Origin of the sequence: Streptomyces sp. NPDC002580 (assembly GCF_042889485.1) — a bacterium.
Taxonomy (GTDB): Bacteria; Actinomycetota; Actinomycetes; order Streptomycetales; family Streptomycetaceae; genus Streptomyces.
In genome coordinates this window covers 748,851-773,432 of record NZ_JBIAQZ010000001.1, presented here as the reverse complement: position 1 = coordinate 773,432, position 24,582 = coordinate 748,851, and the positions used below count along the sequence as shown (strand labels likewise).

The 24,582-nt window shown below is 69.6% G+C and carries 19 protein-coding genes, 1 tRNA gene and 3 pseudogenes; 8 read left to right on the top strand and 15 right to left on the bottom strand.

Annotated features, from left to right (window positions below; genetic code table 11):
* Nucleotides 1-375: 375 nt before the first annotated feature.
* Both ACFYW7_RS03265 and ACFYW7_RS03260 read right to left on the bottom strand, forming a co-directional pair.
* The gene (locus ACFYW7_RS03265) at nucleotides 376-753 is read right to left on the bottom strand and encodes a hypothetical protein (protein ID WP_389497275.1); all 378 of its coding nucleotides are present in this window, start codon (nucleotides 751-753) and stop codon (nucleotides 376-378) included.
* Between the two features lie 9 nt (nucleotides 754-762).
* Nucleotides 763-840: pseudogene (locus tag ACFYW7_RS03260) on the bottom strand (NUDIX hydrolase); the annotation flags it as partial.
* Between ACFYW7_RS03260 and repSA the strand changes: the two are divergent.
* The 3 genes and pseudogenes from repSA to ACFYW7_RS03245 all read left to right on the top strand — a co-directional run.
* A pseudogene (gene repSA / locus ACFYW7_RS03255) lies at nucleotides 833-1,254 on the top strand (replication initiator protein RepSA); the annotation flags it as partial. The pseudogenes ACFYW7_RS03260 and repSA overlap by 8 nt on opposite strands.
* Nucleotides 1,255-1,428 (top strand): annotated as a pseudogene (locus tag ACFYW7_RS03250) (excisionase family DNA-binding protein); the annotation flags it as partial.
* Entirely contained in the window at nucleotides 1,428-2,453 is a 1,026-nt protein-coding gene (locus ACFYW7_RS03245; RefSeq protein ID WP_389498540.1) for a tyrosine-type recombinase/integrase, read from the top strand. The pseudogene ACFYW7_RS03250 and the gene ACFYW7_RS03245, both read left to right, overlap by 1 nt.
* On the opposite strand, the gene ACFYW7_RS03240 is transcribed toward ACFYW7_RS03245, so the two are convergent.
* Nucleotides 2,410-2,484 (bottom strand) — tRNA-Val (locus ACFYW7_RS03240). The two genes, ACFYW7_RS03245 and ACFYW7_RS03240, sit on opposite strands and share 44 nt — an antisense overlap.
* A gap of 358 nt (nucleotides 2,485-2,842) precedes the next feature.
* Between ACFYW7_RS03240 and ACFYW7_RS03235 the strand changes: the two genes are divergently transcribed.
* Nucleotides 2,843-3,730: a DUF4097 family beta strand repeat-containing protein gene (locus tag ACFYW7_RS03235; RefSeq protein WP_389497274.1), complete on the top strand. Its 888-nt coding sequence runs from the start codon at nucleotides 2,843-2,845 to the stop codon at nucleotides 3,728-3,730.
* Nucleotides 3,731-3,805: 75 nt separating this feature from the next.
* Entirely contained in the window at nucleotides 3,806-5,239 is a 1,434-nt protein-coding gene (locus ACFYW7_RS03230) for a hypothetical protein (RefSeq protein WP_389497273.1), read from the top strand.
* A gap of 127 nt (nucleotides 5,240-5,366) precedes the next feature.
* Here ACFYW7_RS03230 and ACFYW7_RS03225 read toward each other — a convergent pair whose 3' ends face one another.
* The 3 genes from ACFYW7_RS03225 to ACFYW7_RS03215 form a co-directional block, all read right to left on the bottom strand.
* Nucleotides 5,367-6,500, bottom strand: coding sequence for an amidase domain-containing protein (locus ACFYW7_RS03225; protein WP_389497272.1), 1,134 nt, complete (start codon nucleotides 6,498-6,500; stop codon nucleotides 5,367-5,369).
* A gap of 161 nt (nucleotides 6,501-6,661) precedes the next feature.
* Complete coding sequence (locus tag ACFYW7_RS03220; protein ID WP_389497271.1) at nucleotides 6,662-7,954, bottom strand: hypothetical protein; 1,293 nt, start codon at nucleotides 7,952-7,954, stop codon at nucleotides 6,662-6,664.
* 93 nt (nucleotides 7,955-8,047) lie between these two features.
* On the bottom strand, nucleotides 8,048-10,129 hold the full coding sequence (locus ACFYW7_RS03215) for a transglycosylase domain-containing protein (RefSeq protein WP_389497270.1): 2,082 nt from the start codon (nucleotides 10,127-10,129) through the stop codon (nucleotides 8,048-8,050).
* A 320-nt stretch (nucleotides 10,130-10,449) separates the two neighbouring features.
* Here ACFYW7_RS03215 and ACFYW7_RS03210 point away from each other — a divergent pair, with 320 nt between their 5' ends.
* Nucleotides 10,450-10,677: a zinc ribbon domain-containing protein gene (locus ACFYW7_RS03210; RefSeq protein WP_389497269.1), complete on the top strand. Its 228-nt coding sequence runs from the start codon at nucleotides 10,450-10,452 to the stop codon at nucleotides 10,675-10,677.
* Nucleotides 10,678-10,937: 260 nt separating this feature from the next.
* On the opposite strand, the gene ACFYW7_RS03205 is transcribed toward ACFYW7_RS03210, so the two are convergent.
* From ACFYW7_RS03205 to ACFYW7_RS03195, 3 genes are read right to left on the bottom strand one after another with little or no spacing between them, the layout of a single operon-like run.
* Nucleotides 10,938-11,765 (bottom strand): HAD family hydrolase, encoded by an 828-nt coding sequence (locus ACFYW7_RS03205; protein WP_389497268.1) that lies wholly within the window; start codon nucleotides 11,763-11,765, stop codon nucleotides 10,938-10,940.
* Nucleotides 11,765-14,269: a phosphoribosyltransferase gene (locus tag ACFYW7_RS03200; protein ID WP_389497267.1), complete on the bottom strand. Its 2,505-nt coding sequence runs from the start codon at nucleotides 14,267-14,269 to the stop codon at nucleotides 11,765-11,767. Before ACFYW7_RS03200 ends, ACFYW7_RS03205 begins: the two co-directional genes overlap by 1 nt.
* A 44-nt stretch (nucleotides 14,270-14,313) precedes the next feature.
* Nucleotides 14,314-15,483 (bottom strand): HpcH/HpaI aldolase/citrate lyase family protein, encoded by a 1,170-nt coding sequence (locus tag ACFYW7_RS03195; RefSeq protein WP_389497266.1) that lies wholly within the window; start codon nucleotides 15,481-15,483, stop codon nucleotides 14,314-14,316.
* Nucleotides 15,484-15,664: 181 nt separating this feature from the next.
* Between ACFYW7_RS03195 and ACFYW7_RS03190 the strand changes: the two genes are divergently transcribed.
* Nucleotides 15,665-16,567, top strand: coding sequence for a TerD family protein (locus ACFYW7_RS03190; protein ID WP_389497265.1), 903 nt, complete (start codon nucleotides 15,665-15,667; stop codon nucleotides 16,565-16,567).
* Between the two features lie 79 nt (nucleotides 16,568-16,646).
* Here the strand turns inward: ACFYW7_RS03190 and ACFYW7_RS03185 are convergent, their stop codons facing one another.
* The 6 genes from ACFYW7_RS03185 to ACFYW7_RS03160 all read right to left on the bottom strand — a co-directional run bounded on the left by ACFYW7_RS03185 (nucleotide 16,647) and on the right by ACFYW7_RS03160 (nucleotide 21,237).
* Nucleotides 16,647-17,384 (bottom strand): Tellurium resistance, encoded by a 738-nt coding sequence (locus ACFYW7_RS03185; protein WP_389497264.1) that lies wholly within the window; start codon nucleotides 17,382-17,384, stop codon nucleotides 16,647-16,649.
* Between the two features lie 111 nt (nucleotides 17,385-17,495).
* The gene (locus ACFYW7_RS03180; RefSeq protein WP_389497263.1) at nucleotides 17,496-18,644 is read right to left on the bottom strand and encodes a DUF475 domain-containing protein; all 1,149 of its coding nucleotides are present in this window, start codon (nucleotides 18,642-18,644) and stop codon (nucleotides 17,496-17,498) included.
* A 165-nt stretch (nucleotides 18,645-18,809) separates the two neighbouring features.
* On the bottom strand, nucleotides 18,810-19,385 hold the full coding sequence (locus ACFYW7_RS03175) for a TerD family protein (RefSeq protein ID WP_389497262.1): 576 nt from the start codon (nucleotides 19,383-19,385) through the stop codon (nucleotides 18,810-18,812).
* 101 nt (nucleotides 19,386-19,486) lie between these two features.
* On the bottom strand, nucleotides 19,487-20,062 hold the full coding sequence (locus ACFYW7_RS03170) for a TerD family protein (RefSeq protein WP_389497261.1): 576 nt from the start codon (nucleotides 20,060-20,062) through the stop codon (nucleotides 19,487-19,489).
* A 115-nt stretch (nucleotides 20,063-20,177) separates the two neighbouring features.
* The gene (locus ACFYW7_RS03165) at nucleotides 20,178-20,636 is read right to left on the bottom strand and encodes a peroxiredoxin (protein ID WP_389497260.1); all 459 of its coding nucleotides are present in this window, start codon (nucleotides 20,634-20,636) and stop codon (nucleotides 20,178-20,180) included.
* Nucleotides 20,637-20,808: 172 nt separating this feature from the next.
* Complete coding sequence (locus tag ACFYW7_RS03160) at nucleotides 20,809-21,237, bottom strand: DUF3052 domain-containing protein (protein ID WP_081217087.1); 429 nt, start codon at nucleotides 21,235-21,237, stop codon at nucleotides 20,809-20,811.
* 467 nt (nucleotides 21,238-21,704) lie between these two features.
* Here ACFYW7_RS03160 and aceE point away from each other — a divergent pair, with 467 nt between their 5' ends.
* Nucleotides 21,705-24,452, top strand: a complete 2,748-nt coding sequence (gene aceE, locus ACFYW7_RS03155) for a pyruvate dehydrogenase (acetyl-transferring), homodimeric type (RefSeq protein WP_389497259.1) — start codon at nucleotides 21,705-21,707, stop codon at nucleotides 24,450-24,452.
* Nucleotides 24,453-24,582 lie beyond the last annotated feature (130 nt).

Sequence of the window (24,582 nt, the reverse complement as noted above, 5' to 3'; positions counted from 1 at the left end):
GGCGTGGTTCATGGCGTCCAGGTGGAGCGCGCCACTGTACGAACGACCTGGACGCCATGGGCCGCGTCTGCTCGGCTCTGCCTGGGGCGATGGCGGACGGGAGGGGAACACCCCACGCACGCCCCTATGGGCCCGCAGTCGAGAACGGCGCCCTCCACCCCGGTGCCGGCCGATCTCCCGCCGGAGGCATCGTTCTTGACCGTGGCTGCGGATGTCAGGTGCTCGCCGTATGGCCTCCGGCCCTATCCACCAGTGGGCGGGCGTCGGCGCAGCCGGGGCGGAGCGGGCCGAAGGCAGGAGCGGCGCCCCGAGCGGAGCCGGGAGCCCGCCCGGCGGAGCGGAGCGCGGCCGGGGCTTGATGAAGTAGAGAAAGTTCTATCCCTTGGGCTGACTGCGCTCAGCGCGGTACTCGTCCAGCAGGCTGAAGAACAGCTCCACAGCTGGCGTGTTGGAGGCCTCAGCCTCACGCTCGATCTCAACTGCCCACCCCAGGGAGCTGTGCCGACCCAGCCGCTTCCACAGCCACTCGGCGAATGGTCCCTGGCAGCCAGGGTTCCAGAAGTCGAAGTCCTCTGCGGTGCCGTGCACTGCCAACGCGACTCGGTATCCGACAAGCATGGAGTCGAGATGCTGCAGGGAACTGCCACGCAGCCACATCCCAGGGCGTAGGCGGACTTCATCGAGGAAGTCGTGTACGGCGCCCGGCTCGGTCAGCTGCCTCGGCTTCTGCCGCGTTCCATCCGGCGCAGTCATCTGGGCACCCTAGCGGCGCAGCAGCTGCTTGCCATCGTGGCTCCGCACGTGAGGACCGTTGCCGTCCAAGGCGTCGAGGAGACGGATCGGCGAACTCGCCGAACTCGACCGCCACCAGATCCCCGACCACACCCGCCGCCTCATCGAAGGCTGCAAGCAGCTCGACCCGCTCTACCCGGACCGGCGGCTGTGGGCCTGGGCTCACATGCTCGGCTTCCGCGGCCACTTCAGTTCGAAGTCCCGCCGCTACTCCACCACCCTCGGCGAACTCCGCCAGGCCCGCGCCGACTTCCGCGCGGCGCCGGAACGCGAAGCCCTCGGGCTGGACGACCGCGAGCGGACACCGTCCTCGTCCTCGCCGACTGGCAGTACGCCGGCCACAGCCACACCCCCGGCGAATCCGCCCTCGCCGCCACCATCGCCCGCGACCTCCAGCACAACCGCGAAACCGCCCGCGAAGCCCTACGCGACCAACTCGCGCAGGAAGGAGCCGCAGCATGAAAGACCGGCACCTCGGCGCGCTTCCCCCGGCGCCTGATAGCCGAGCGGCGCATCACCTTCGTCAAGGTCGGTCGCCACGTCCGCATCCCGGAGAGTGCCGTGGACGCCTACATCACGGAGCACACCGTGGAGCCGATCGCGGTCCGTGCCTCGCGGCTGAAGGCGGTGGCCTGATGGCGAACTCCAAAGGGTGCCGTCGCCGCTTCGGGTCCGTGTGCAAGCTGCCCTCCGGGCGCTTCCAGGCCCGCTACCGGGGCCCGGACGGTCTGATGCGGACGGCTGACGCGACCTTCGCTACGCAGACCGATGCGGATCGCTGGCTGGTCAAGCAAGAGGCCAAGATCCTCGACGGGGACTGGAAGGACCCTGACGTGAAGATCGCGTTCGGCGACTTCGCGGCGTCCTGGTTCAAGGATCGTGACTACGCGGCCACCACTCGGGAGCGCAACGCGGGCGTGCTCAACCGGCACATCCTGCCGACGTTTCGCGCGGTCCCCCTGCAGGAGATCACCACACCGCAGGTACGGCGCTGGCGTACCGACCTGCTCGATGCCGGGGTCGGGCCGGCCACCGTCTCCAAGGCGTACCAGGTCCTCCGGGCCATCCTGAACACGGCCGTGGATGACGGGCTGATCGAACGCAATCCGTGCCGGGTCAAGAGCGCGGCGGGCGTCCGCACCGTGGCGTTCCCGGCCTCGCTCGTGCCCGAGCTGGCGCACCACCTGGCGGAGCACGCGGAGGCCGGCCGGACCGGGCTCGTCTTCGTCGGGGCCCGCGGTGGTGTCCTGCAGCGGAACAACTTCCGGCGGATCTGGCTCCGCACGCTCGCCTCGACCGGGCTCGGTGACGTGCACTTCCACGATCTCCGGCACACCGGGAACACCCTCGCCGCGACCGGTGGCGCCACCACCCGCGAGCTGATGCAGCGGATGGGCCACTCGTCAGTGCGGGCCGCGCTGGTCTACCAGCACCTCGTCAACGGGCGCGACCACGAGATCGCCGACTACGTGGACGGTCAGATCAAGAGGGTGAAGCGGCCTCCCGCGGCCCATCTGGCACGTGAGTGGCACGACAGCCCCGAGCAGCCGAAAAAGATCAAGGCCCAGATCACCGGATTCACACCGGCTGACCTGGGCCTTGTCCGTGTCCTGAGACTGGTGGGCGCGGACGGTTTCGAACCGCCGACATCCGCCTTGTAAGGGCGGCGCTCTACCACTGAGCTACGCGCCCAGGACGAGTCGACAGCCTACATTGCCCGAGGGGATGTCCCGCAAACCCGTATCCGGCGACCGGCGGGGGCGGCGCGGCCCGGGGGCTACCCCCACCCCTGATTCGGGAGCGGGCCGGATGCCCCCCGGGCTTCCCGGGTGCCTACCTTCGAAGAGGCTCCACGGAACGGCTCCGGCCGAGGTGTCGACGTATCCATATGTCCGTGTATCCACGCACTCGAGTACCCGCGTACCCGAGTGGACGCGTGAACCACGTGTCCGCTCGTCCACGCGTCGAAGCCGCGTCGCCGCGAGATGGCGAAGCGGCCAAGTGACCAAGTGGCGAAATGCCTCTTGGACCGCCCCAGGGGGAGATCATCATGGACCGTGTCCGTACCCGTATCCGTACCCGCGACGGCGGGCAGGGCCAGAACCGTGTCCGCGGTGCCGCGCGTACGCGGGCCGTCGCCGTCAGTGGTGTCGTCGTCGCGCTCGTCGTGGGCGCCACCGCGTGCGGCGCGTCCGCGAGGGACGACCAGGAACCCGAGCAGCGGTCCTTCGGGCTGCACGGCCGGACCCTGACCGTCGACTCGGACGACTCCGCACTCGATCTCGTGGTGTCGGACTCCTCGAAGGCCGGCGAGATCCAGGTCACCCGGTGGTTCTCGGGGCACGTCACCCTCGGCGGGGACCCCAAGGTCACCTGGGCGATGCGGGACGGGAACCGGCTGGTGCTCCGGGTGAAGTGCTCGGGCGTCGTCGCCGACTGCTCGGCACGGCACCGGATCGTGGTGCCGCGCGGAGTGGCCGTCAAGGTCGGGAGCGGGGACGGAGGGGTGAGCGCGCGGGGCTTCGAGGAGGCGCTGAGCGTTCGCACGGGGGACGGCTCGATCCGGGTCGGCGACTCCTCCGGACCGCTCGCGCTCCGCAGCGGCGACGGCTCGATCCGGGTCGGCGACTCCTCGGGACCGCTCGACCTGCGCAGCGGCGACGGCTCGATCCAGGCGGTCGGCGTGAACTCGACGAGCGTGCGCACCCACAGCGGGGACGGCTCGGTGCGACTCGAACTCGCTTCCGTGCCCGACCTGGTGGACTCCGTCAGCGGTGACGGTTCCGTCTCGATGGTGCTGCCCCGGGCCACCTACAAGGTGGCGACCGGGAGCGGTGACGGTTCGGTCCACGTGGACGTGCCGCGCGACGACACGAGCTCCCACCGGGTCTCCGCGCACACCGGCGACGGAAAGATCACGGTACGAACGGCGAACTGACCGGCCCGTGTGTTCGTCTTCACTCGGTGGGAGAATGACAGCCGGGCAAGACGGATGACAGCACGGGAGAGGGATGTGACGGCGACACCTTCGCAGCCGTACTCGCCGTTTGCGCGACGCGCGCGATCGGGACACCCTCTTTCCGCCCGGCGGGGCCGCTCGCCGGGACGGCCGGCGCCCCGGCCGTCCTCGTACGCGGTCCGTGACGTCCTCACCCTCGTCGCCCTGCCGCTGCTCGCGGCGCTCGCGCTGCCCGCGTCGTTCGCGGCGGGCGGCACCCGGCGCTGGTTCGGCGGGCGGTCCGAGGGCCAGCGGGCCGAGGCGCAGGCGGCCAAGGACGCGGCGGCGGCGGCGTTCTACGAACTCGACACCGCCCAGCGCGACCTGCGGATCTCGATCGAGACCATCACGGCCGTGGACGACTCCCCGGCCGCCCGCCGCGTGGTCTCCGACTTCGCGGCGCTGGGGCGGCGGATCGACGAGGCCAGCCAGAAGTACATCACCGCCGTCGACGCCCACGATCTGGACCGGGACGAGCTGGAGGCCTCGGTCGCGGCGCGGGCCCGCGCCGAACTCACCGCCGCGAAGGACGAACTGGGCCGCGTGAAGGCCGATCTGGACCGCTTCGAGCAGAGTCTGGGGCCGTTGCTCGGCAAGGCCGAGACACAGCTCGCCCGGCTGGCACCGGCCGTCGAGCGCGCCCGGCAGGCCCTGCTCGCCGCCTCGAACGCCCTTGATGCCGTACGGCGGTCGGGGATCGGGGCCGACGATCTCGCCGGCCGGCTCGCCGCCCTCGGACCCGAGCTGACCAAGCTGAACCAGGGGGCGGGGCAGCACGGTGTGCCGGAGACGCTGGAACGCGCCGAACGGGTTTCCCGGGAGGCCGCGGCGGTCCGCGCGGAGGCCGAACGGCTGCCGGAACGGGCCGCCGAGATCGACCACCGGCTCGTTTCGCTGCGTACCCGCGCGCAGGCGCTGACGACCCGGTCGGGTCAGGTGGAGCCGGTGCTGAGCGAGTTGCGGCGGCGGTTCTCGGCGGCGTGCTGGCAGGACCTGCAGCACGTGCCGGAGCAGGCCGAGGAGAGCGTGCGGCAGGCCGAGGTGAAGCTGAAGGAGGCGCGCGCCGCACGCGACGCGCAGCGCTGGCCGGACGCGACCTCGCTGCTGGCGACGGCGCGGGCGTTGCTGAACAACACCGACGAGGCCGTCTCGGCGGCCGGTGACCGGCTCCGGCGGCTCAACGCGGTGCAGAAGGACCCCCAGCAGGAGATCGACCGCACCCGGTTCGCGATCCGGGACGCGCAGCGGCTGGCGATGGCGGGCCGCAGCACCCCCGACCCCCGACAGGCCCGCCCGCTCGACGAGTCCGTGGCCCGGCTCGACCGGGCGATCGCCACGCTGGAGGGCAGGCACCCGGACTACTGGCACTTCCTGACCGAGACGGAAGCGGTGCGGCAGACGGTGGCGCGGGTGGTCGCGCAGATCCGCGAGGAGCGCGGCGGAGCGTGAAAGGAGGGCTCGGAGGCGGCACCGGCGGCCGGCGCCTCCCCTGAGCCCTCCCGCGGGACCGTTCCCGCACGACCCTCCCGGCCCGACCGGTCGGTCAGGTCGTGCCGGGGCGATGGCCGGACGGTGATCAGGTGCGGTACGCGTAGTACGCCGAGTTCGGGTACGACGCGATGAGGCTCGACACCGAGCGCCGGTAGGTGTCGGTGTCGTGGTAGGTCAGGTACGGCACGCCGCCGGAGCTGCGGTACGACGTGATCATGGAGTGGTCCTTGGACCCGTCCTTGTCGAAGTCCATCTGCATCACGTCACCGACGTCCATCTGGTAGACGTTCGCCAGCGGGGTGGTGCGCCGCGCGGTCTGGGTGAACCAGGACCACTCATTGACGCCGACCCAGGTGTCGGTCTGCGTGGACGGGCCGTAGTTCCAGGTGCCGTACTCCTCGTCCGAACCGGTGACGAGTGTCCAGCCGCCCGCCTTCAGCGACTGGCTCAGGTAGTTGGTGCAGTCGCCGCCGACGGCGTTGAAGCTCCGGTAGGCGGGGTTGTAGTTCTTCCAGTACGTCTCGGCGTACGTCGCCATAGCCGCGTAGTCGTACGGGCCGCCGGTGAGGTTCTTGGCGTTGGCGGGCGCGGGGTACGTGGTCGCTGCCCGGGGGGCGTCGACAACGGCCATCGTGGTCCTGCGCGGCGTCGTGCTCACGGGCTCGTTGACCTGGCGGGGACCCTGGTCCGTCGAGCGTTCGCCCGTGAGCCTCCAGGTGCCGTCCGCGCGGGCGGCGAAGGTCAGCGCGTGGTGGGCGCGGAAGCCCGTGGTGGGCGGCTCGTCCCCGCGGATCTTCCGGTAGGTGAGGGTGGTGGTCTCGGTGACCCAGGCGGTGGCCCGCTGTCCCGTCACCCGGGTCCGGTCGACGGTGACCCGCGTGTCGGCGGCGCTGTAGGCCTCGCCCAGGGCCGCGAGGCGGGCCCGTGTGCCGTGCAGCGAGGAGACCGCGGTGTTCTCGGTGCGCGCGAGGGTGTCGGAGACCTGGATGCCCGCGGTGGTGGCCTTCAGGGCGGTACGGGCCGTCGGGGCCCCCTCCAGCAGAGCGGAGGTGCGGTCGGTGAACACGGCGTCGGCCACGCGGCCGAAGGCGTCGGCCGTCGACGCGGTCACCCGGGGGGTGGGGGCCGCGGCGTGCGCGGCGGACAGCGGCAGCAGGACGGCGGAAAGGGTGATCGCCGCCACGGTCGTACCGCTTCGGCCTAATTTCTTCGATATCACTGACGATTCTCCTTGATCCCCGGTCGGACTCCAGGGAGGGGAATCTTTACATGTCCCACTCAACTGTGCCGAATCCGGGGGGAGTTGGCTTCTACTGCAACCAAGTCCCTTATGCCAGAGGTAAGTTGACGATCAAGGCAACGCCAATTCATCACGGGCGACTACTTCACCACCGTCGACCAGTCGGGCGACTGCGCGGGGTCCAGGCTCCGCAACCGCTCCAAGGTCCCGGGCTTCTGCACGTCGAGCCAGGCGGTCAGTTCACGGAAGGAGACGCAGCGAACGTCCTTCTTCGTGCACATGTTCTTGATGGCCTGGTCGACGGCCTTCATGTAGATGCCGCCGTTCCAGTCCTCGAAGTGGTTGCCGATGAACAGCGGCGCCCTGCTGCCGTAGTAGACGCGGTCGAAACCGGCCATGTACGACTTGAGGGTCTCCTGTTCCCACTGCGGGTAGTTGGCCGGATCGCCTTCCGTCTCACCGTCGGACTGGTTGTAGAGGAAGTTGAAGTCCATGGACAGGCCTTGGTACTTGCCGTCCTCGTAAGGGAGCATCTGGAGCGGGAAGTCCCAGATGCCCTCCTTCTTGGCGGGCCATATCTGGAAGTCGCCCGAGGAGCTGGCATCGTAGCGCCAGTCGTACTTCTTGGCCGTGGCCTTCATGGCTTTGAGCAGGTTCTTCTGGCCTTCGAGGCAGGGCGCCCGTCCGCCGCTGATGGCCCGCGCGGGGTCGAAGGGCAGCGCGGGAACGTCGCTGTCGCCGGTGTTGGTCTTCCACTTCTCGACGAAGGAGAAGAACTGGTCGATCTCGCTCTCCCACTCCGCCACGCTCCAGTCCCCGCCGCCCTTCTCGCCGCAGAAGTGGCCGTTGAAGTGGGTGCCGATCTCGTTGCCGTCCTTCCACGCCTTGCCGAGCTCCTCCACCGTGGTGCGGATGTGCTCGTCGGTGGCGTAGCTGATGGCCGCCGATCCCGGATCGTGCATGGGCGGTTCGTAGAGCGTCTTCTTGTCCTTGGGCAGCAGATAGATACCGGTCAGGAAGAACGTCATGTGGGCGTTGTACTCCTTGGCCAGCTCCCGGTAGTGCGAGAAGAGCCCGTCGTCGCCCTGGAGCGCGCCGTCCCAGGAGAAGACGACGAACTGGGGCGGCTTCTCACCTGGCTTGAGCGGAACGGGCTTCAACTCGCCCTTCTGCGGGCCGGTGTAGGAGGTGGAGCCGTCGCCCAGCACCTTGACCTTCCCGTCCCACACCGGTTCCTTCTTCGTCTTGGCGGAGCCGTGCGCGCTGGCGGAGGCGGCCGGTGCGGCCCGGTCCGTGTTCAGGGCCAGGTAGGTGGCGGTCACGGACGTGACGACGAGGAAGGCGGTCATGGCCGCGAAGCCCTGGCGCGCGGAGGCCGCGGCAGAACCGGGATCGGGATCACGGCGACGGCGCCGGCTGTGCTTCGAGTTCATACGGGGCACATTCTGCGAGGGGGGTGGAAGGAGCGTGGCGCGGCCACCGGGAGGCCGTCGCGGGGGGCCGAGCCGGGCGGTCGGCCGACGGGGTCAGCGGAGCGGGCTCATGGCACCGGACCAGATGCCGTACGGCACATCGGCGACGGGGGTGCCGGCGATCCCCTCCAGCGGGAGCGGTTCGAGGCTCTTGGTCAGATCGATGCGGTACAGCACGACCGCCGTGGACACGGAACGGTTCGATCCCACGTACCAGGCCGCCTTGTCGTCCAGCGTGGTGCCCTTCTTCGCGGCCACCGCGGCCGAGGGAGGGGCCGCGCCGGGGTGACCGGCCCGGAAGGATTCCCTGAGGGCCTCGGTGACCTGGCGGGCCACCTCCGCCCGCATCGCGTGATGGGGTGCGGGCTTGTCCAGCCGGACGCGGGAGCCGTTGCGGGTGATGCGGCTCACCGAGAACGGCTCGTAGTGCGTTCCGTCGGCGGCGAAGGTGGCGTAGGCACTGGCCATCCGGATCGCGCTGGGTGTGGAACTGCCGAGGGACAGCGCGGGAACCTGCGGTCCGATGCTGGAGGAGAGCAGCCCCGACGCCTCGGCGGTCTTGCGCACCCGGTCCAGGCCGGTGTCCATGCCGAGCTGCATGAACGGGGTGTTCACGTTCCCTGCGAGAGCCGAACGCAGCGTGATCTGACCGTAGTTCCTGTTGCCCTCGTTGTGGGCGGCGACCTTCTTGCCGCTGCGGTCCCAGTAGGGGCCTTCGGGCGTGCTGACCGGCACGCCGTCGTCGCCGTTGTAGAGGGAGTCGGGGGTGACCGGCGTGGGCGCGGTGTCGCGGGTCTTGCGGACGCCGTGCTCCAGGGCGGCGGCGTACACGAACGGGAGGAAGGCCGAACCGGCCTGCACCGTGGTCGCGTTCGACTCGTTGTAACCCTGTTCACGGTGGTCGGGGCCGCCGTAGACGGCCAGGATCCGTCCGTCGGTGCCGATCGAGGCGGCGCCGAAGTGGGCGGACTTCGCGCCGTCCGGGTCGCTCTTCTTGGCCTTCTTGCGGGCCTCGGCCACGGAGGTGGTGAGGGCGGTCTCCCGCTTGCGGTCGAAGGTCGTGTAGATCTGGTAGCCGCCCAGGTCGAACTGCCGGGCCGAGATGTGCCCGGCCTTCTTCGCGTACTGGGTGGCCAGCTCGACCAGGTAGTCGCTCTGCTTCCCGGTGTCGTACGCCCCGGTCTGCTTGATCGGCTCGGGGAACTTCGTGTACTTGGCCCGCTCGGTCTTCGACAGCGTGCCGGCCTTGACCATGCGGTCGAGGATCCAGGACCAGCGCTCCACGGCCCGCTGGTGGTTGGCCTTGCTCAGGGTCGGGTCGTAGAGGCCCGCGCCCTTGAGGAGAGAGGCGAGGAACGCGCCCTCGCTCGCGTCGAGTTTGCTCACGTCCTTGTCGAAGTACGCCTGGGAGGCCCGCTGGAGGCCGTAGGTGCCGCGCCCGAACCAGCTGGTGTTGAGGTAGCCCTCGAGGATCTTGTCCTTGCTCATCCTGTTGTCGAGCTTGAGGGCGATCATGGCCTCGGTGAACTTGCGGCTCACCGACTGGTTCTGGGTCAGGTAGACGTTCTTGACGTACTGCTGGGTGATGGTGGAGCCACCCTGGGTGTTCCCCTGGCCGACCGTGCGCACCAGGGCGCGGGCCAGGCCCTTGGCGGAGATGCCGGGGTCGGAGTAGAAGCTCTCGTTCTCCGCCGCGAGGACCGCCGAGCGCACGGGCTTGGGTATGTCCTTCAGCGGCATGGCCTGGCGCCGCACCCAGCCCGTACGGGCCATCGGCGTACCGTCCGCCCAGAAATAGACATTGTCCTGCTGGGTGGCATATGTGTTCAGGTTCTGGGGTATGTCCGTTGCGGCGTAGGCGACGACCAGCAGCGAGCCGCTCAGGCCGAAGGACAGCGCGAAGGCGCCCAGCCACTGCCGCCAGGAAGGTACCCAGCGGCGCCAGCCGGCCCGGCCGGGGCGCGGATAGGCGGGTCTGAGGCGACGGGCGAGCGGCGCGAGGCGTGCGGCGAGGCTGGAGGCCCGGCCGGGCTGCGCGGGCTTGCGACGGCTGCCGCGACCGCGGGGCGGTCCTGATGGGCTAGCCACGGCACGCTCCCGCGTGTGGGCGGCCCAAAGACAGGGGATTCGAGGCATCGTTGCGATGCCACGTCTTGGTCACGACTGCGTCTCCCTCCGCACTTCGGAATTGCGCGCGCGGGTAGTCGCTGCTGCCGCTTGCGCGGCTGCGAGCCCCCCTCCCCGACCTTGCGGCTCGTCGCGGCCCTATTAAATTATCAGCGACCAATGCGATCCCTTCGATCAGCAACCAGACAAAAAAGCTCAGAGGCCAACGAGACTCGCCCAATTCGCCGAGCGCGACCGATTTCTGCCCGCGCTCCGGGCCCGCGGAAGCGCCTCGCCGGGAAGTCCTCGGAGCCCTACGACCGTTGGCCGGTTCCGGTTAATCTGTGCGCATGCCTCGCTACGAGTACCGCTGCCGGACCTGCGGCGACACCTTCGAACTGAGTCGCCCGATGGCTGAATCCGCCGCTCCGGCGACCTGCCCCGACGGACACGACGACACGGTCAAACTCCTGTCGACGGTCGCCGTCGCCAGGGGCGGCTCGGCGTCCGCGCCGGCGCCCGCGCCCCGTGCGAGCGGCGGCCAGGGCGGGTGTTGCGGCGGCGGTGGCTGCGGCTGACCCCGGGGCGATTCTCAGAGACTCTTCAGTTCCGCCCGAAGCCGTCCCCGGCGTGTCGCGACGGAAGGCACCCGGTCACCTCCAGGGGACCGGGTGCCTGATTTCACACGTCCACACGTCACATATCCGCCGAAGAGTTCCGATCCGGGCGCGTCGCGGGCGGAGTGTCCTCATCCGTCCCCAACACGGCCGGACCGGAACCAAGTTTGACAAACCGCCCGGCGGGACGGTTCGACGCTTCCGGACCTACGCGAGAACCCTCAGGCCGGTACCGGGCCGGCGCAGGCGGCCACGAACTCGCGGAGGATCCGCTCCCCCGCCGCGACACCCCGCTCCGGCAGCGCGGTGATCGCGGGTGCCGTCCAGTCGGCTTCGGCGAGTTCGCCGTGGCCCGGGCGCCAGCCGCGGTCGGCGGCGAGCAGCAGGTCGGCGTCGAGGAGCGAGTCCCCGGCGCCCAGGGTGAGGACGGCTCCGGTGCGGTGGGCGACCTCCCGCACGGCCGCGCTCTTGGTGAGCGGCTTCGGGACGGCGTAGATCTTGCGGCCCTGCAGGGATACCGTCCAGCCGCGGCCCTCCGCCCAGACGGCCAGGTCCTTCACCCACTGCTCGGGGAGCAGTTCGCGCTCCACCACCAGATAGGCGAACAGGTCCTCCGCGACCCGGTGCTTGCGCACCCAGAGCGGGTCCGCGGTGGCCTCCAGGTGCTCGCGGATCTCGTCGAGCGGCGCGCACTCGGCGGCGAGCCGCTCCGTCACGCTCCGGTGCCAGTCGAGGTCGGAGACGCCGTCGACCAGCAGATGCCCGCCGTTGGAGCAGATCGCGTACTCCGGGGCCGGACCGGGCAGGTTGATGCGCTGGTACTGCTTGCGGGTGCGGGTCGTCGTGGGCATGAAGTGCGCGAGGTCGCCGAGTTCGGTGAGCAGTGCGGCGGCCGTCTCCGTCATGTAGGACAGCGGCCTGCTCTCGTGCACCTCGACACAGAGCAGCCGGGGCGCCCGCGCGTCCGGCATGGTCAGCGCGAGCGCGGCCGAGGAGTAGATGAGCGTGCGGTCGAGGTCGCTGGCGACGAGCACCTTGGGAGTGGACATCAGAGGGCCACCGACTTGCCGTCGGCACCGGTCGCGCCCCGCGTGTACTTCGGGTGGATCAACCCCACACAGGTGTAGGGGAGTTCCTCGACCTCCTCGACGGGCACCCCGCGCTGTTCGGCGAGCAGCCTCACGTGGTCGAGGTCGGTGCCCGCTCCGGCGCGCGCGAGGATCTTCCAGGGGACCCGGCGCAGCAGCACCCGGGTGGTCTCGCCGACGCCCGGCTTGACGAGGTTCACGTCGTGGATGCCGTACTCCTCGCTGATGCGCTCGACCGCCGCCCAGCCCTCCCAGGTGGGTTCGCGGTCGGCGGCGAGCAGTTCCTTCGCCCGGTCGCGGGCCGATTCGGCGACGTCGGGGAAGTGGGCGGCGACGACGTCCAGGAACTCCACGGAGACGTCGGACTCGGCCAGTTCGCGGTAGAACTTCGCGCCGTGGAAGTCGTGTTCGCCGACCAGGTCGGAGCGCAGCACGGTGCGTGAGATCAGCCCGGACACGGTGGAGTTGAGGCAGGCGGAGGGGATGAGGAAGTCCTCTCGGGTGCCGTACGTGCGCACGCACGAGCCCGGGTCGGCGAGCACCGCGATCTCCGGGTTGAAGCCGGTGATGCCTTCGGTGTCCTCGAACTCCTTGATGGCCTCGGCGAGTTCGCGGGTGATGGCGCCCTTGCCGGTCCAGCCGTCGACGAAGACGACGTCGGCCGGATCGTGGTGGGCGGCGAGCCAGCGCAGCGCGTTGGCGTCGATGCCGCGGCCCCGGACGATGGAGACGGCGTAGTGGGGCAGGTCGAGGCCGTGCTGGTGCTGGGCCCAGCGGCGCATCAGGACGCCGACGGGGGTGCCCGCGCGGGCCAGCGAGACCAGGACGGGGCGGGGGGAGCACTCGGCGAGCACGAGTTCGGTGACGGCTCCCACGGCCCGGGCGATCCGGGCGGCCGAGTCGGCGAGCGCCGCGTGGAAGAGCTCCTGGTAGCGGGGGCTCGGCTGGTACTCGACCGGCAGCGACTCGGCGTAGTGGGCGCCGCCGCTCTGTATCGCCTCCTCGCGCTCCTCGGTCGGCGCCTCCAGCGTCACGTCCGACAGGTCCTGCAGCAGCCAGCCGACCTCGTCGGGGGCGTACGAGGAGAAGGCGGGGCCGCGGAGGGGCTCGGGCAGCATGGAGGACCTTTCGGTGGGCGGCCGTGCGGGGACGTACGACGGGACGACGGCGAGCAGGACGCGTCCGGTGTGGGGCGCCAACCGGGCCAGCAGTCCGTCGGGGGCGTGCAGTTCGGGGGTGTCGGCGGTGGAGTCGACGACCGCCACCACGGCGTCGAAGCCGGCGCCCGCGACGTTGTAGGCGTAGCGCTCGCCGGGGCCGTCGTCCGGGTCGTCGTGGGCCGGGAAGACGAGGCGGCTGCGGATCGCGTAGCCGGGGTCGTCGAGGGCGAGGACCGGGGACCGGGTCGTCGTCGAGAAGCGCACCTCGGCGGACGTCACCTGTTCCAGCTCGCGGGCCAGGCGGAGCGGGGCGTACATCAGTTCCTCGAAGCCGAGCACCAGCACGCGGCGCGCGTCCTCGGGCAGGGCGTCGGCGAGCCGTGCCGCCATGGCGGGCAGGGCGCCGTCCAGGCGTATTCGGTGGCCGGGGGTGAACCCGTGCCGCCCGCCGTCGGGGAGGCCGCGGGGCCAGCCGAGCTCGACGCGGATGGCCGGGGCAGCGTCCCGGCGGGCGGGTGCCGCGGGCTCCGCCCGTTCGTGCTCGGCGACCAGCGCCATCCCCGTCTCCAGGACGCCCTCGGGCAGGCGCACCGTGCCCGAGGCGGCCGCGATCAGGTCGACGCGGGCGCCGATCTCCCCGGTGAACTTCTCGAAGCGCGCCAGGTCGGACTCCGACCGCATGTCGACGAGCGCCACGACGACGTACCGGTCGCGCGGATAGCTCGCGTGCAGGTCGCGGATCGTGTTCAGGACGGTGTTGCCGGTGGAGAACTCGTCGTCGACGAGGATCAGCGGGCCGGGGCCCGCCAGCAGGTCCGGGTCCTCGGGGAGCAGGAGGTGCGAGGTGGCGTGCGAGTGGGACTCCTCGAAGCCGCCCGCCCGCCGGACGCCGGGGACCGGGCGGCGGGTGGAGTGCAGGCAGGGCGCGACGCCCACGCCGTCCGCGACCGAGTGGCCGAGCCCGGTGGCCGTCTCGGCGTACCCGAGGACCACGGCCGCGCGGGCCTCCTCGGTGCCCAGCAGCTCGCGCACCCGCCGGCCGAGCGCGAACCCGTACCCGTGGACGACGGACGGCGACTGCGGCACGTGCTTGCCCAGGACGTTCGAGACGAGCAGGTGGGCCCGCTTGGGGTTGCGCCGCAGCGCGAGCCCCAGCAGCTCGCTCAGCCCCTCGTCGCCGACGAGTTCGACACCGAGCCGCTCGGCGACCCAGGTCCCGGTCCACACCGCGTCGTCGGCGGTGTCCGGGGCGTTCCCGCCGTCACGGTCGTGCGGCTCGTGGGGGTCGTGCGCTGGGGTGTTCATCGGTTCCTTGCTGTCGGGGTTGCTCGTCGCTCGGCCGGTCCCGCTCACTCCGGGAGTCCGGCGGTGAGCAGCTCGACGAAGCCGATGTCCTCGTGGGCGACCCCGAAGACCTCGGCGCGCAGCAGGGTGCGCTCGGCCCAGGCACGATGCGGCTTCACCTCGTTCATTTTGTTCGTGTACGCCGACCTCAGTACACCCCCACCGCCGCGTTCCGGCCTGAGGATGTCCTGGGCGTCACTGAATTCCTCGTGGCTGACCACGGACAGTGCGTGCACGGGTGGCACGTGCGAGGGGTGGATGCACGTCTTTCCGAGGAGCCCGTTGGCCTGGTCGAGGGTGATCTCGCGCAGCAGCCCGTCCATGGCGTGCTCGATCAGCGTGGCGCGCAGCTCCTCCGCCTGGCCCTCCAGGAAGGGGCTGCGGCGCAGCTGCGGCTTGAACATGCGCTCCTGGACGCGGAAGTACTCCCACACCGGCCCGGTGACGGTGAAGCCGGTGCCGTCGGCCCGCCCCAGCATGTTCACCACGTCGGCGATCACGGAGGCGACGACCTGGACGTCGTACGCCGTCATGTCGGGTGCCCGGCGCAGTCCGTACGAGGAGCAGAAGTCCGTCACGCCGAGGCGCAGCGCGAGCACCCGGTCGCGGTACTTGTCGACGGCGCGGGAGATGCCCTCCAGGGTGTCCACGCGCGATTCCCGGTAGAGCAGCTCGGGGGACTCCAGGACGGGCATGGCGAAGAGCCGTCGGCCGCTCTGCGCCTCGGCGCTGTCGAGCGCCTCCAGGAAGGGCGTGCCGCGTTCCTCGGTGAACTTCGGCATCACGAACCCGGAGAGCAGCCGGACGGCCGGGCCCAGCCGCCGTACGAGGTCGGGGATCTGCTCGGGGGAACGGACCCGCACGAACAGCAGCGGCGGCTCACCGGCGTCCGGCCGGGCCGCGAGGTCGGTGAACTGGCGGACCAGGTTCTCCTCGGCGCCCTCGACCTCGGAGTCGTCGATCGAGTCCTCCAGGCACAGCACCATCGAGACCACGCCCCGCGCGGCCTGTTTGACGATGTCGTCGGCCAGCCGCGGCCGGGTCGCGGGGCTGTAGAGCGTCGCCCCCAGGGCCGTGGCCAGCACTTTGGCCGGTGAGTCGGACGTGAAGAGGCCCGGCTCCCGGTGGAAGAGGCGCTGCCGCTCTTCCGGGGTGAGGTGACCGAAATGACGCATGAAACTCCCCCGTGGCGGCTAGGGCGGCCGGATCTGATGTGGCCGGTAATAGTACGTATGGATCCATGTCTGGGATTCCCACCGGGCGTGAAGTTCAGGTAACTCCACCGTGTCCGGCATTCGCCGGTTGCGGTACGACCCCGCATTGTCGTGACCAGGACCGACAGGGCAGGATGACCGCATGACGCACGCGATGCTGAAAGGGTCGAACGTCCCGCTGGACGCCACAGCGGTGCGTGCCGTCCTGCGCTGGACGCCCGGGCAGGGCGTCCCCGATGTGGATGCCTCGGCGCTGCTCCTCGGTCCCGACGGTCGTGTGCGATCCGACGAGGACTTCGTCTTCTACAACCAGCCCCGCCATCCGTCCGGCAAGGTGTGGCGCCTCGGCAAGAAGCGCGGCTCCGAGGGCCTCACCGACACGATCCAGACAGATCTGACGGGTGTCGAGCCTGGTGTCGGACAGATTCTGCTGGTCGCCTCGGCGGACGACGTCACCTTCGACCACGTACGGGATCTGCGCATTCTGCTGTACGACGCTGCCGTCACGGACGGTGAACCGCTGGCGTACTTCGACATCAGGCCGGAGACCGGTGCGGAGACCGCGCTGATCTGCGGCGAGCTGTACCGGCGTGGCGAGGGATGGAAGTTCCGGGCGCTCGGCGAGGGCTACTCCAACGGTCTGGTGGGGCTCGCGACCGACTTCGGGATCTCGGTGGACGAGTCCGAGGCCGCCGCGACGCCGACGGCCGGATCCGTTCCCGAGGCCACCACGTGGGCCTCGCCCGCCACGGCTCCCGAGGCCTCCGTGCCGCTCCCGCCGGAGCAGTCCGCCCCGACCGTTCAGCAGCCGCCCCCGGTCCCGCAGCAGCCCGCGTACGGCTATCCGCAGCCCGCCGCGGCGGCTGTGACCGAGCCCGCGTACGGATACCCCCAGCCGGCCGGCGGTCCGGCCGGCTACGGCTACCCGCCGCCTCAGACCGCGCCGGCCACCCAGCCCGCGTACGGCTTCCCGCAGGCGGTGGGCGCGGCGCCGGATCCCGACTTCAGGCTGCCGCCGCAGGGGCCGCAGTTCCTCGGCCGCTGACCGCGGGCGCCGTCCCTCGTCCGAGCCCGGCCGGGGGCTGTCCGAGCCCGGCCGGGGGCTGTCCGAGCCCGGCCGGGGGCTAACGGCCGGCCTTCGACTTGTACCCGCGACCCCACTGGAGCCCCCAGCCGTAGAGTCGGTCCAGTTCGGCCTGGAAGCCGTACACGAACCTCACCTCGCGGCGCACGGTGACCTCGCCCTTGTTGCACTCGATCATGACGACGGCGCAGGAGCGGGCCTGCGGATGGCGCTCCTCCAGGCCGATCTCGATGCGCGGGCCGTTGCTCGGGTAGAGCGTGATGATGGCGTGCGTGCGGTCGAAGGCCGGCGTCTGGTCGTAGATGTAGACGAAGACCAGCAGGCGTTTGATGTCGTCGCGGTGGTCCAGGTTGACGAAGGCCGTCTCGCCCGACCCCGAGCCGAAGCGGTCGTCGCCGCTGAGCTTCACGTACGGCGCGGCGTTGAGTTCTCCGAAGAAGCCGCCGAGCGGCTGGACGACGCCCTTGGAGCCGTCCGTCAGCTCGTACATGACGCCGAGGTCGAGGTCGACGTTGACCATGCTCTGGGTATGCGCCTGGACCACTTCCGGCTTGAACGTGCGGAAGGGGTGGCGCAGCAGGCTCCCGCGCTGCGGTCCGGTGATGTCCGAGGTGCGCATCCGCCAGGACAGGTTGATCCTGAGGTTGCCGCCGGCCGCGCCCTGCCTGGTGAGCGAGACCGTGTGGTTGCGCTTGGTCAGTTCGATGGAGTTGGTGGCCGCGCTGCCGGAGTCGAAGTCCGCCGAACGCCCGCGCCACAGGTCCTGCCAGATGCCCATTCCGCCCCCCACGTCGTTCGGATGTGCGGCCCTCGATGTGCGGCGGGGCGGCCGTCGAGGACTCGTCCCCCACGACCGCCCCGCTCAGAGCGTTCCTCAACCGGCGGAGTGTCACACCCCGGACGAGACCTCAGCCTTCTCGCCCGAGTTCTGGCCTTTTCCCTCGGCATCCGCGAGCGCCTTGTTGCGGCGCACCGAGGACCAGAAGGACCAGCCGATCAGGACGACGCCGACGAGGCCGGTGATGACCTCGTTGATCTCGTACTGGATCGTGACGAGGAGGATCATGGCGAGCGCGCCGATCGCGTAGTGCGCGCCGTGCTCCAGGTAGACGTAGTCGTCGAGGGTGCCCTGGCGGACGAGGTAGACCGTGAGGGACCGGACGTACATGGCGCCGATGCCGAGGCCGATCGCCATCAGCACGATGTCGTTGGTGATGGCGAAGGCGCCGATGACACCGTCGAAGGAGAACGAGGCGTCCAGCACTTCCAGGTACAGGAACATGAAGAACGCGGCCTGGCCGGCGAGGACGACGGCCGGCTTCTTCTTGCCGGTCCGCTCGGCCTCCTCCTCGGCCTCGTGTTCGCGCTCCTCCTCCTCCTCGAGCTTGTCCTCGAAGTAGCCGGAGAGCCCACCGACGATCATGTAGGTGATCAGGCCCGCGACGCCGGAGATCAGCACCGTCTGGGCCTTGTCGACGTGGCCGCCGCCGTGCTGGTGGGCGTGGACCGCGAAGGTCATGGAGGTGATCAGGAGAACGATCAGGGCGATGCACACGGAGAGCATGTCGACCTTGCCGAGCTTGGCCAGCGGCCGCTCGATCCAGCGCAGCCACTGGATGTCCCGGTCCTCGAAGATGAAGTCGAGGAAGATCATCAGCAGGAACATGCCACCGAAGGCGGCGATCGACGGGTGGGCGTCGGTCACCAGCTGCTGGTACTGGTCCTTGTCGTTCAGCGCGAGGTCGACCGCGTCGATCGGGCCGATCTTGGCGCTCATGGCGACGATGACGACAGGGAAGATCAGACGCATGCCGAAGACGGCGATCAGGACACCGATCGTGAGGAAGATCTTCTGCCAGAAGGCACTCATCTTCTTCAGGATCCCGGCGTTGACCACCGCGTTGTCGAAGGACAGCGAGATCTCCAGGACGGCCAGGATCGCCACGATGCCGAAGGCTTCCCACCCCCCGTAGAACGCCGCTGCGACCAGACCGAGCGCGGTAATCGCGAACGACCAGCCGAAGGTTTTCAGAAGCACTGGCTACCCAATCATCGTGTGGTGGGGGCACCCCCAAGCGGAGGCTCGGGGGAGGATCGCCCCCAAGCGGTAGCTATGGGGAAGGGTCGCCCCCGCGCCGTACTCGGCTTTACCTACTGTTGACCACGAAGTCTAAGGGGCTGCCTTCGGCCGGTGCAGGTGGCCCTAGGAAACGTTGACGCCGAAGTCGAGCGCGATGCCCCGCAGCCCCGAGGCGTACCCCTGCCCGACCGCTCGGAACTTCCACTCGGTGTTGTAGCGGTAGACCTCGCCGAAGATCATCGCCGTCTCGGTGGAGGCGTCCTCGGACAGGTCGTACCGGGCTAGCTCCTGGCCGTCGGCCTGGTTCACGACACGAATGAAGGCGTTGCTGACCTGGCCGAACGTCTGGCCGCGGTTGTCCGCGTCGTGGATGGAGACCGGGAAGACGATCTTGTCGACGTTGGCCGGGACCTTGGAGAGGTCGATCAGGATCGACTCGTCGTCGCCCTCGCCCTCACCCGTGAGGTTGTCGCCGGTGTGCTCGACCGAGCCGTCCGGGCTCTTGAGCTGGTTGTAGAAGACGAACCACTCGTCCCCGAGCACCCGGCCGCCGTTGCACAGCAGAGCGCTGGCGTCGAGGTCGAAGTCGGCTCCTGTGGTGGAACGTGCGTCCCAGCCGAGCCCGATCATCACCTGCGTGAGGTTCGGTGCGGCCTTCGAGAGGGAGACATTGCCCCCCTTGGCGAGCGTGACGCCCATGATGCTGGTCCTCCCCGAGGTCGATCTTCATTCGTACGGCTGGTCCGGTGCCGCACCGAGACGGTGCGGCACCGGACCGGGGTGCCTGTGGCGCTCAGGACTCAGACGTTGACGCCGAAGTCCTGCGCGATGCCGCGCAGGCCCGAGGCGTAGCCCTGGCCGATGGCGCGGAACTTCCACTCCGCGCCGTTGCGGTACAGCTCGCCGAAGACCATCGCGGTCTCCGTCGAGGCGTCCTCGGAGAGGTCGTACCGGGCGATCTCCGCGCCGCCCGCCTGGTTCAGCACGCGGATGTAGGCGTTGCGGACCTGGCCGAAGGACTGCTGGCGGTTCTCGGCGTCGTAGATCGAGACCGGGAACACCACCTTCTGGACGTCGGCCGGGACGGTGGCGAGGTTGACCTTGATCTCCTCGTCGTCGCCCTCGCCCTCACCCGTGGTGTTGTCACCCGTGTGCTCCACGGAGCCGTCCGGGCTCTTCAGGTTGTTGAAGAACACGAAGTTCTGGTCGGTGCTGACCTTGCCGTCCGCGTTCGTGAGGATGGCGCTGGCGTCGAGGTCGAAGTCCACACCGGTGGTGGTACGGGCGTCCCATCCCAGGCCGACGATGACCGCGGTAAGTCCCGGGGCCTCCTTCGACAGCGATACGTTGCCGCCCTTGCTGAGGCTGACTCCCACGAGTCCTCCCAAATGGTGTTCAGGGGCGGGGAGCCCCGTAGCTGCGTTGGTATCGGATCAACGGTTCGATCCTAGTGAGGGGTTCCCGTGCCCCGCAGGGCTTGGAACCGAACAATCACAGGGTGTCGAGCGCCTTGACGTACTCGTTCAGGTCACGCGCGTCCGGCAGGGCGTTGACGACGGTCCAGCGGACGACACCCTCCTTGTCGATGATGAACGTGCCGCGCACGGCGCAGCCCTTGTCCTCGTCGAAGACGCCGTAGGCGCGCGAAGTGTTGCCGTGCGGCCAGAAGTCGGAGAGAAGGGGGTAATCCAGGCCCTCCTGCTCGGCGAAGACGCGCAGGGTGTGGATGGAGTCGTTGGAGACCGCGAGCAACTGGGTGTCGCGGTCGGTGAACTGCGGCAGGTTGTCGCGCAGGGAGCACAGCTCGCCCGTGCACACCCCGGTGAACGCGAACGGGTAGAAGAGCAGCACCACGTTCTTCTCGCCACGGAAGTCGGACAGTCTCACGGTGGCACCGTGGTTGTCCTTCAGCTCGAAGTCCGGGGCCTTGGTGCCGACCTCGATGGACATAGTCACTCGCTTCCCTTCCAAAGGTCTGTTCGGGTGACGACCAGCGTACGCAGTGATCGACACCGGGCTCCGGCGCGGCTCCGCCGGGCGGGTTCGGGGCATGCGTGAGGCCCCCGCCGAGGTGGCTCGGCGGGGGCCTCACGGATGCTCTGCTTGCAGACGGGGCTGCAGCTCAGCGCTTCGACTTGGGGGTGGCCAGGCGGGTGCCCGACCATTCCTTGCCGACGGAGATGCTCTTCGTCTGGGAGAGGCCGGCTGTCTGTGCGGCATCACTGATGTCGCTGGGCTCGACGTAGCCGTCCCTGCCGGTCTTCGGGGTCAGCAGCCAGATCATGCCGCCGTCCTCAAGGAGACCGATGACGTCCACCAGTGCGTCCGTGAGATCGCCGTCCTCGTCCCGGAACCACAACAACACCACGTCAGCGACGTCGTCGTAGTCCTCGTCGACCAGATCCTGGCCGATCAGCGATTCGATGCCTTCACGGAGCTCGTGGTCAACGTCGTCGTCGAAGCCGATCTCCTGGACCACCTGTCCGGGCTCGAACCCCAGCCTGGCGGCCGGGTTGGTCCGCTCCTCCGCGTGGTCCGCGGTCGCGCTCACGGCTTGCCTCCTGATCATGTTTCGGAATTAGGTCCTCCCCCTGCTCGTACGGAGTCAGGGGAAGTCTCAGCGTCGCGCGTGCGCGAAGCGTTGGCCGTAGTCCACACGGGCGGAGCGGATCGCGCAAGTACCCGGCCGTCGAGACCGCCGAAACGGTGACGATCCTGGCAGTGTCGACGCAACTCCCGGCGGGTCATCATGACGCCAAGTGACGGGCACCACACCCTTCTGCCCCTTTTCTTCACTTCGGAACCCTTGGGGCGTACGAGGGCCGAACGGCTTTGCGGAACGCGTCACGTACTGAGCGTATCGTTGCGTTTTGGTCGGGCCCGTCCCAACGGTCTGTGCGAACGTCCCGGTTACCCCTTAGTAGAGATGACGGATGCGTTCCCGAGGTACACGATGGGGAACGGTGCAGATGCAGGGAAAACCCACCGCAGACAGCCCTCCGACAGCGAAGGAACAGCGTGGCTTCCGGATCCGATCGCAACCCGATCATCATTGGCGGCCTTCCCAGCCAGGTCCCGGATTTCGACCCTGAGGAGACTCAGGAGTGGCTCGACTCCCTCGACGCCGCCGTCGACGAGCGCGGCCGTGAGCGGGCCCGCTATTTGATGCTGCGGCTGATCGAACGGGCCCGCGAGAAGCGCGTGGCCGTGCCCGAGATGCGCAGCACGGACTACGTCAACACGATCGCGACCAAGGACGAGCCGTTCTTCCCGGGCAACGAGGAGATCGAGCGCAAGGTCCTCAACGCGACCCGCTGGAACGCGGCCGTCATGGTCTCCCGGGCGCAGCGTCCGGGGATCGGCGTCGGCGGCCACATCGCGACCTTCGCCTCCTCGGCCTCGCTGTACGACGTCGGCTTCAACCACTTCTTCCGCGGCAAGGACGAGGGCGACGGCGGCGACCAGATCTTCTTCCAGGGGCACGCCTCGCCGGGCATCTACGCCCGCGCGTTCCTCCTGGACCGGCTCTCCGAGCAGCAGCTCGACGCGTTCCGCCAGGAGAAGTCGAAGGCGCCCCACGGACTGTCCTCGTACCCGCACCCGCGGCTCATGCCGGACTTCTGGGAGTTCCCGACCGTGTCGATGGGCCTCGGCCCGCTCGGCGCGATCTTCCAGGCGCGGATGAACCGCTACATGGAGGCGCGCGACATCGCGGACACCTCCAAATCCCACGTATGGGCGTTCCTCGGCGACGGCGAGATGGACGAGCCGGAGTCGCTCGGCCAGCTGTCGATCGCCGCGCGCGAGGGCCTGGACAACCTGACCTTCGTCGTGAACTGCAACCTCCAGCGCCTCGACGGCCCGGTGCGCGGCAACGGCAAGATCATCCAGGAGCTGGAGTCGCAGTTCCGGGGCGCCGGCTGGAACGTCATCAAGCTGGTGTGGGACCGCACCTGGGACCCGCTGCTCGCGCAGGACCGTGACGGGGTGCTGGTCAACCGGCTGAACACCACGCCGGACGGCCAGTTCCAGACGTACGCCACGGAGACCGGCGCGTACATCCGCCAGCACTTCTTCGGTGACGACCACCGGCTGCGCGCCATGGTCGAGGGCATGACCGACGACCAGATCCTGCACCTCGGGCGCGGCGGCCACGACCACAAGAAGATCTTCGCGGCGTTCTCGGCGGCCAAGGCGCACAAGGGCCAGCCGACGGTGATCCTGGCGCAGACGGTCAAGGGCTGGACGCTCGGCCCGAACTTCGAGGGCCGCAACGCCACGCACCAGATGAAGAAGCTGACGGTCGCCGACCTCAAGGGCTTCCGCGACCGGCTGCACATCCCGATCACCGACCAGCAACTGGAGGGCGGCGCGCCGCCGTACTACCACCCGGGCCGGGACTCGGAGGAGATCCAGTACATGCACGACCGCCGCAAGGGGCTCGGCGGGTACGTCCCGACGCGCGTCGTGCGGTCGAAGCCGCTCACCCTGCCCGAGGACAAGACGTACGCGAGTGTGAAGAAGGGCTCGGGTCAGCAGTCCATCGCCACGACCATGGCCTTCGTGCGGCTGCTCAAGGACCTCATGCGGGACAAGGAGATCGGCAAGCGGTTCGTGCTGATCGCCCCCGACGAGTACCGCACGTTCGGCATGGACTCGTTCTTCCCGAGCGCGAAGATCTACAACCCGCTCGGCCAGCAGTACGAGTCGGTGGACCGTGAACTGCTGCTCGCCTACAAGGAGTCGCCGACCGGCCAGATGCTGCACGACGGCATCTCGGAGGCGGGCTGCACGGCCTCGCTGATCGCCGCGGGCTCGGCTTACGCCACGCACGGCGAGCCGCTCATCCCGGTCTACGTCTTCTACTCGATGTTCGGTTTCCAGCGAACGGGTGACCAGTTCTGGCAGATGGCCGATCAGCTGGCGCGCGGTTTCGTCCTGGGCGCGACCGCCGGCCGGACGACGCTGACCGGTGAGGGCCTCCAGCACGCGGACGGCCACTCACAGCTGCTCGCCTCGACGAACCCGGGCTGTGTCGCGTACGACCCGGCGTTCGGCTTCGAGATCGCGCACATCGTCCAGGACGGTCTGCGCCGCATGTACGGCTCGTCCGAGGAGCACCCGCACGGCGAGGACGTCTTCTACTACCTCACCGTCTACAACGAGCCGCTCCAGCACCCGGCCGAGCCGGAGAACGTGGACGCCGAGGGCATCCTGAAGGGCCTCTACCGCTTCAGCGAGGGCACCTCGGGCACCATCCCCGCGCAGATCCTGGCCTCCGGCATCGGCGTCACGTGGGCCCTGGAGGCACAGCGGATCCTCGCCGCGGAGTGGAACGTCCGGGCCGACGTCTGGTCGGCGACGTCCTGGAACGAGCTGCGGCGCGAGGCCGTCGACGTGGAGCGGCACAACCTGCTGCACCCCGAGGAGGAGCAGCGCGTCCCGTACGTGACGCGGAAGCTGTCCTCCTCCCAGGGCCCGTTCGTGGCCGTGTCCGACTGGATGCGATCGGTTCCCGACCAGATCTCCCGGTGGGTGCCCGGCACCTACCAGTCCCTCGGCGCGGACGGCTTCGGCTTCGCGGACACCCGCGGCGCGGCCCGGCGCTTCTTCCACATCGACGCGCAGTCGATCGTGGTCGGGGTGCTGACCGAGCTGGCCCGTGAGGGCAAGGTGGACCGGTCGGTGCTGAAGCAGGCGATCGACCGCTATCGGCTGCTCGACGTGACGGCCGCCGACCCGGGCGCGGCCGGCGGCGACGCGTAACCCTTCACGGGGAGGGTGAGGGGCGGGGGGGCCCCGGGCCCCCCCCCCCCCCCCCCGGCGCGCCCAACCATGGGGGGCCGATCGGACAAAAGGCGCCCGGGCCCGGGGGACAGCCCCCCCCCCCGCCCCA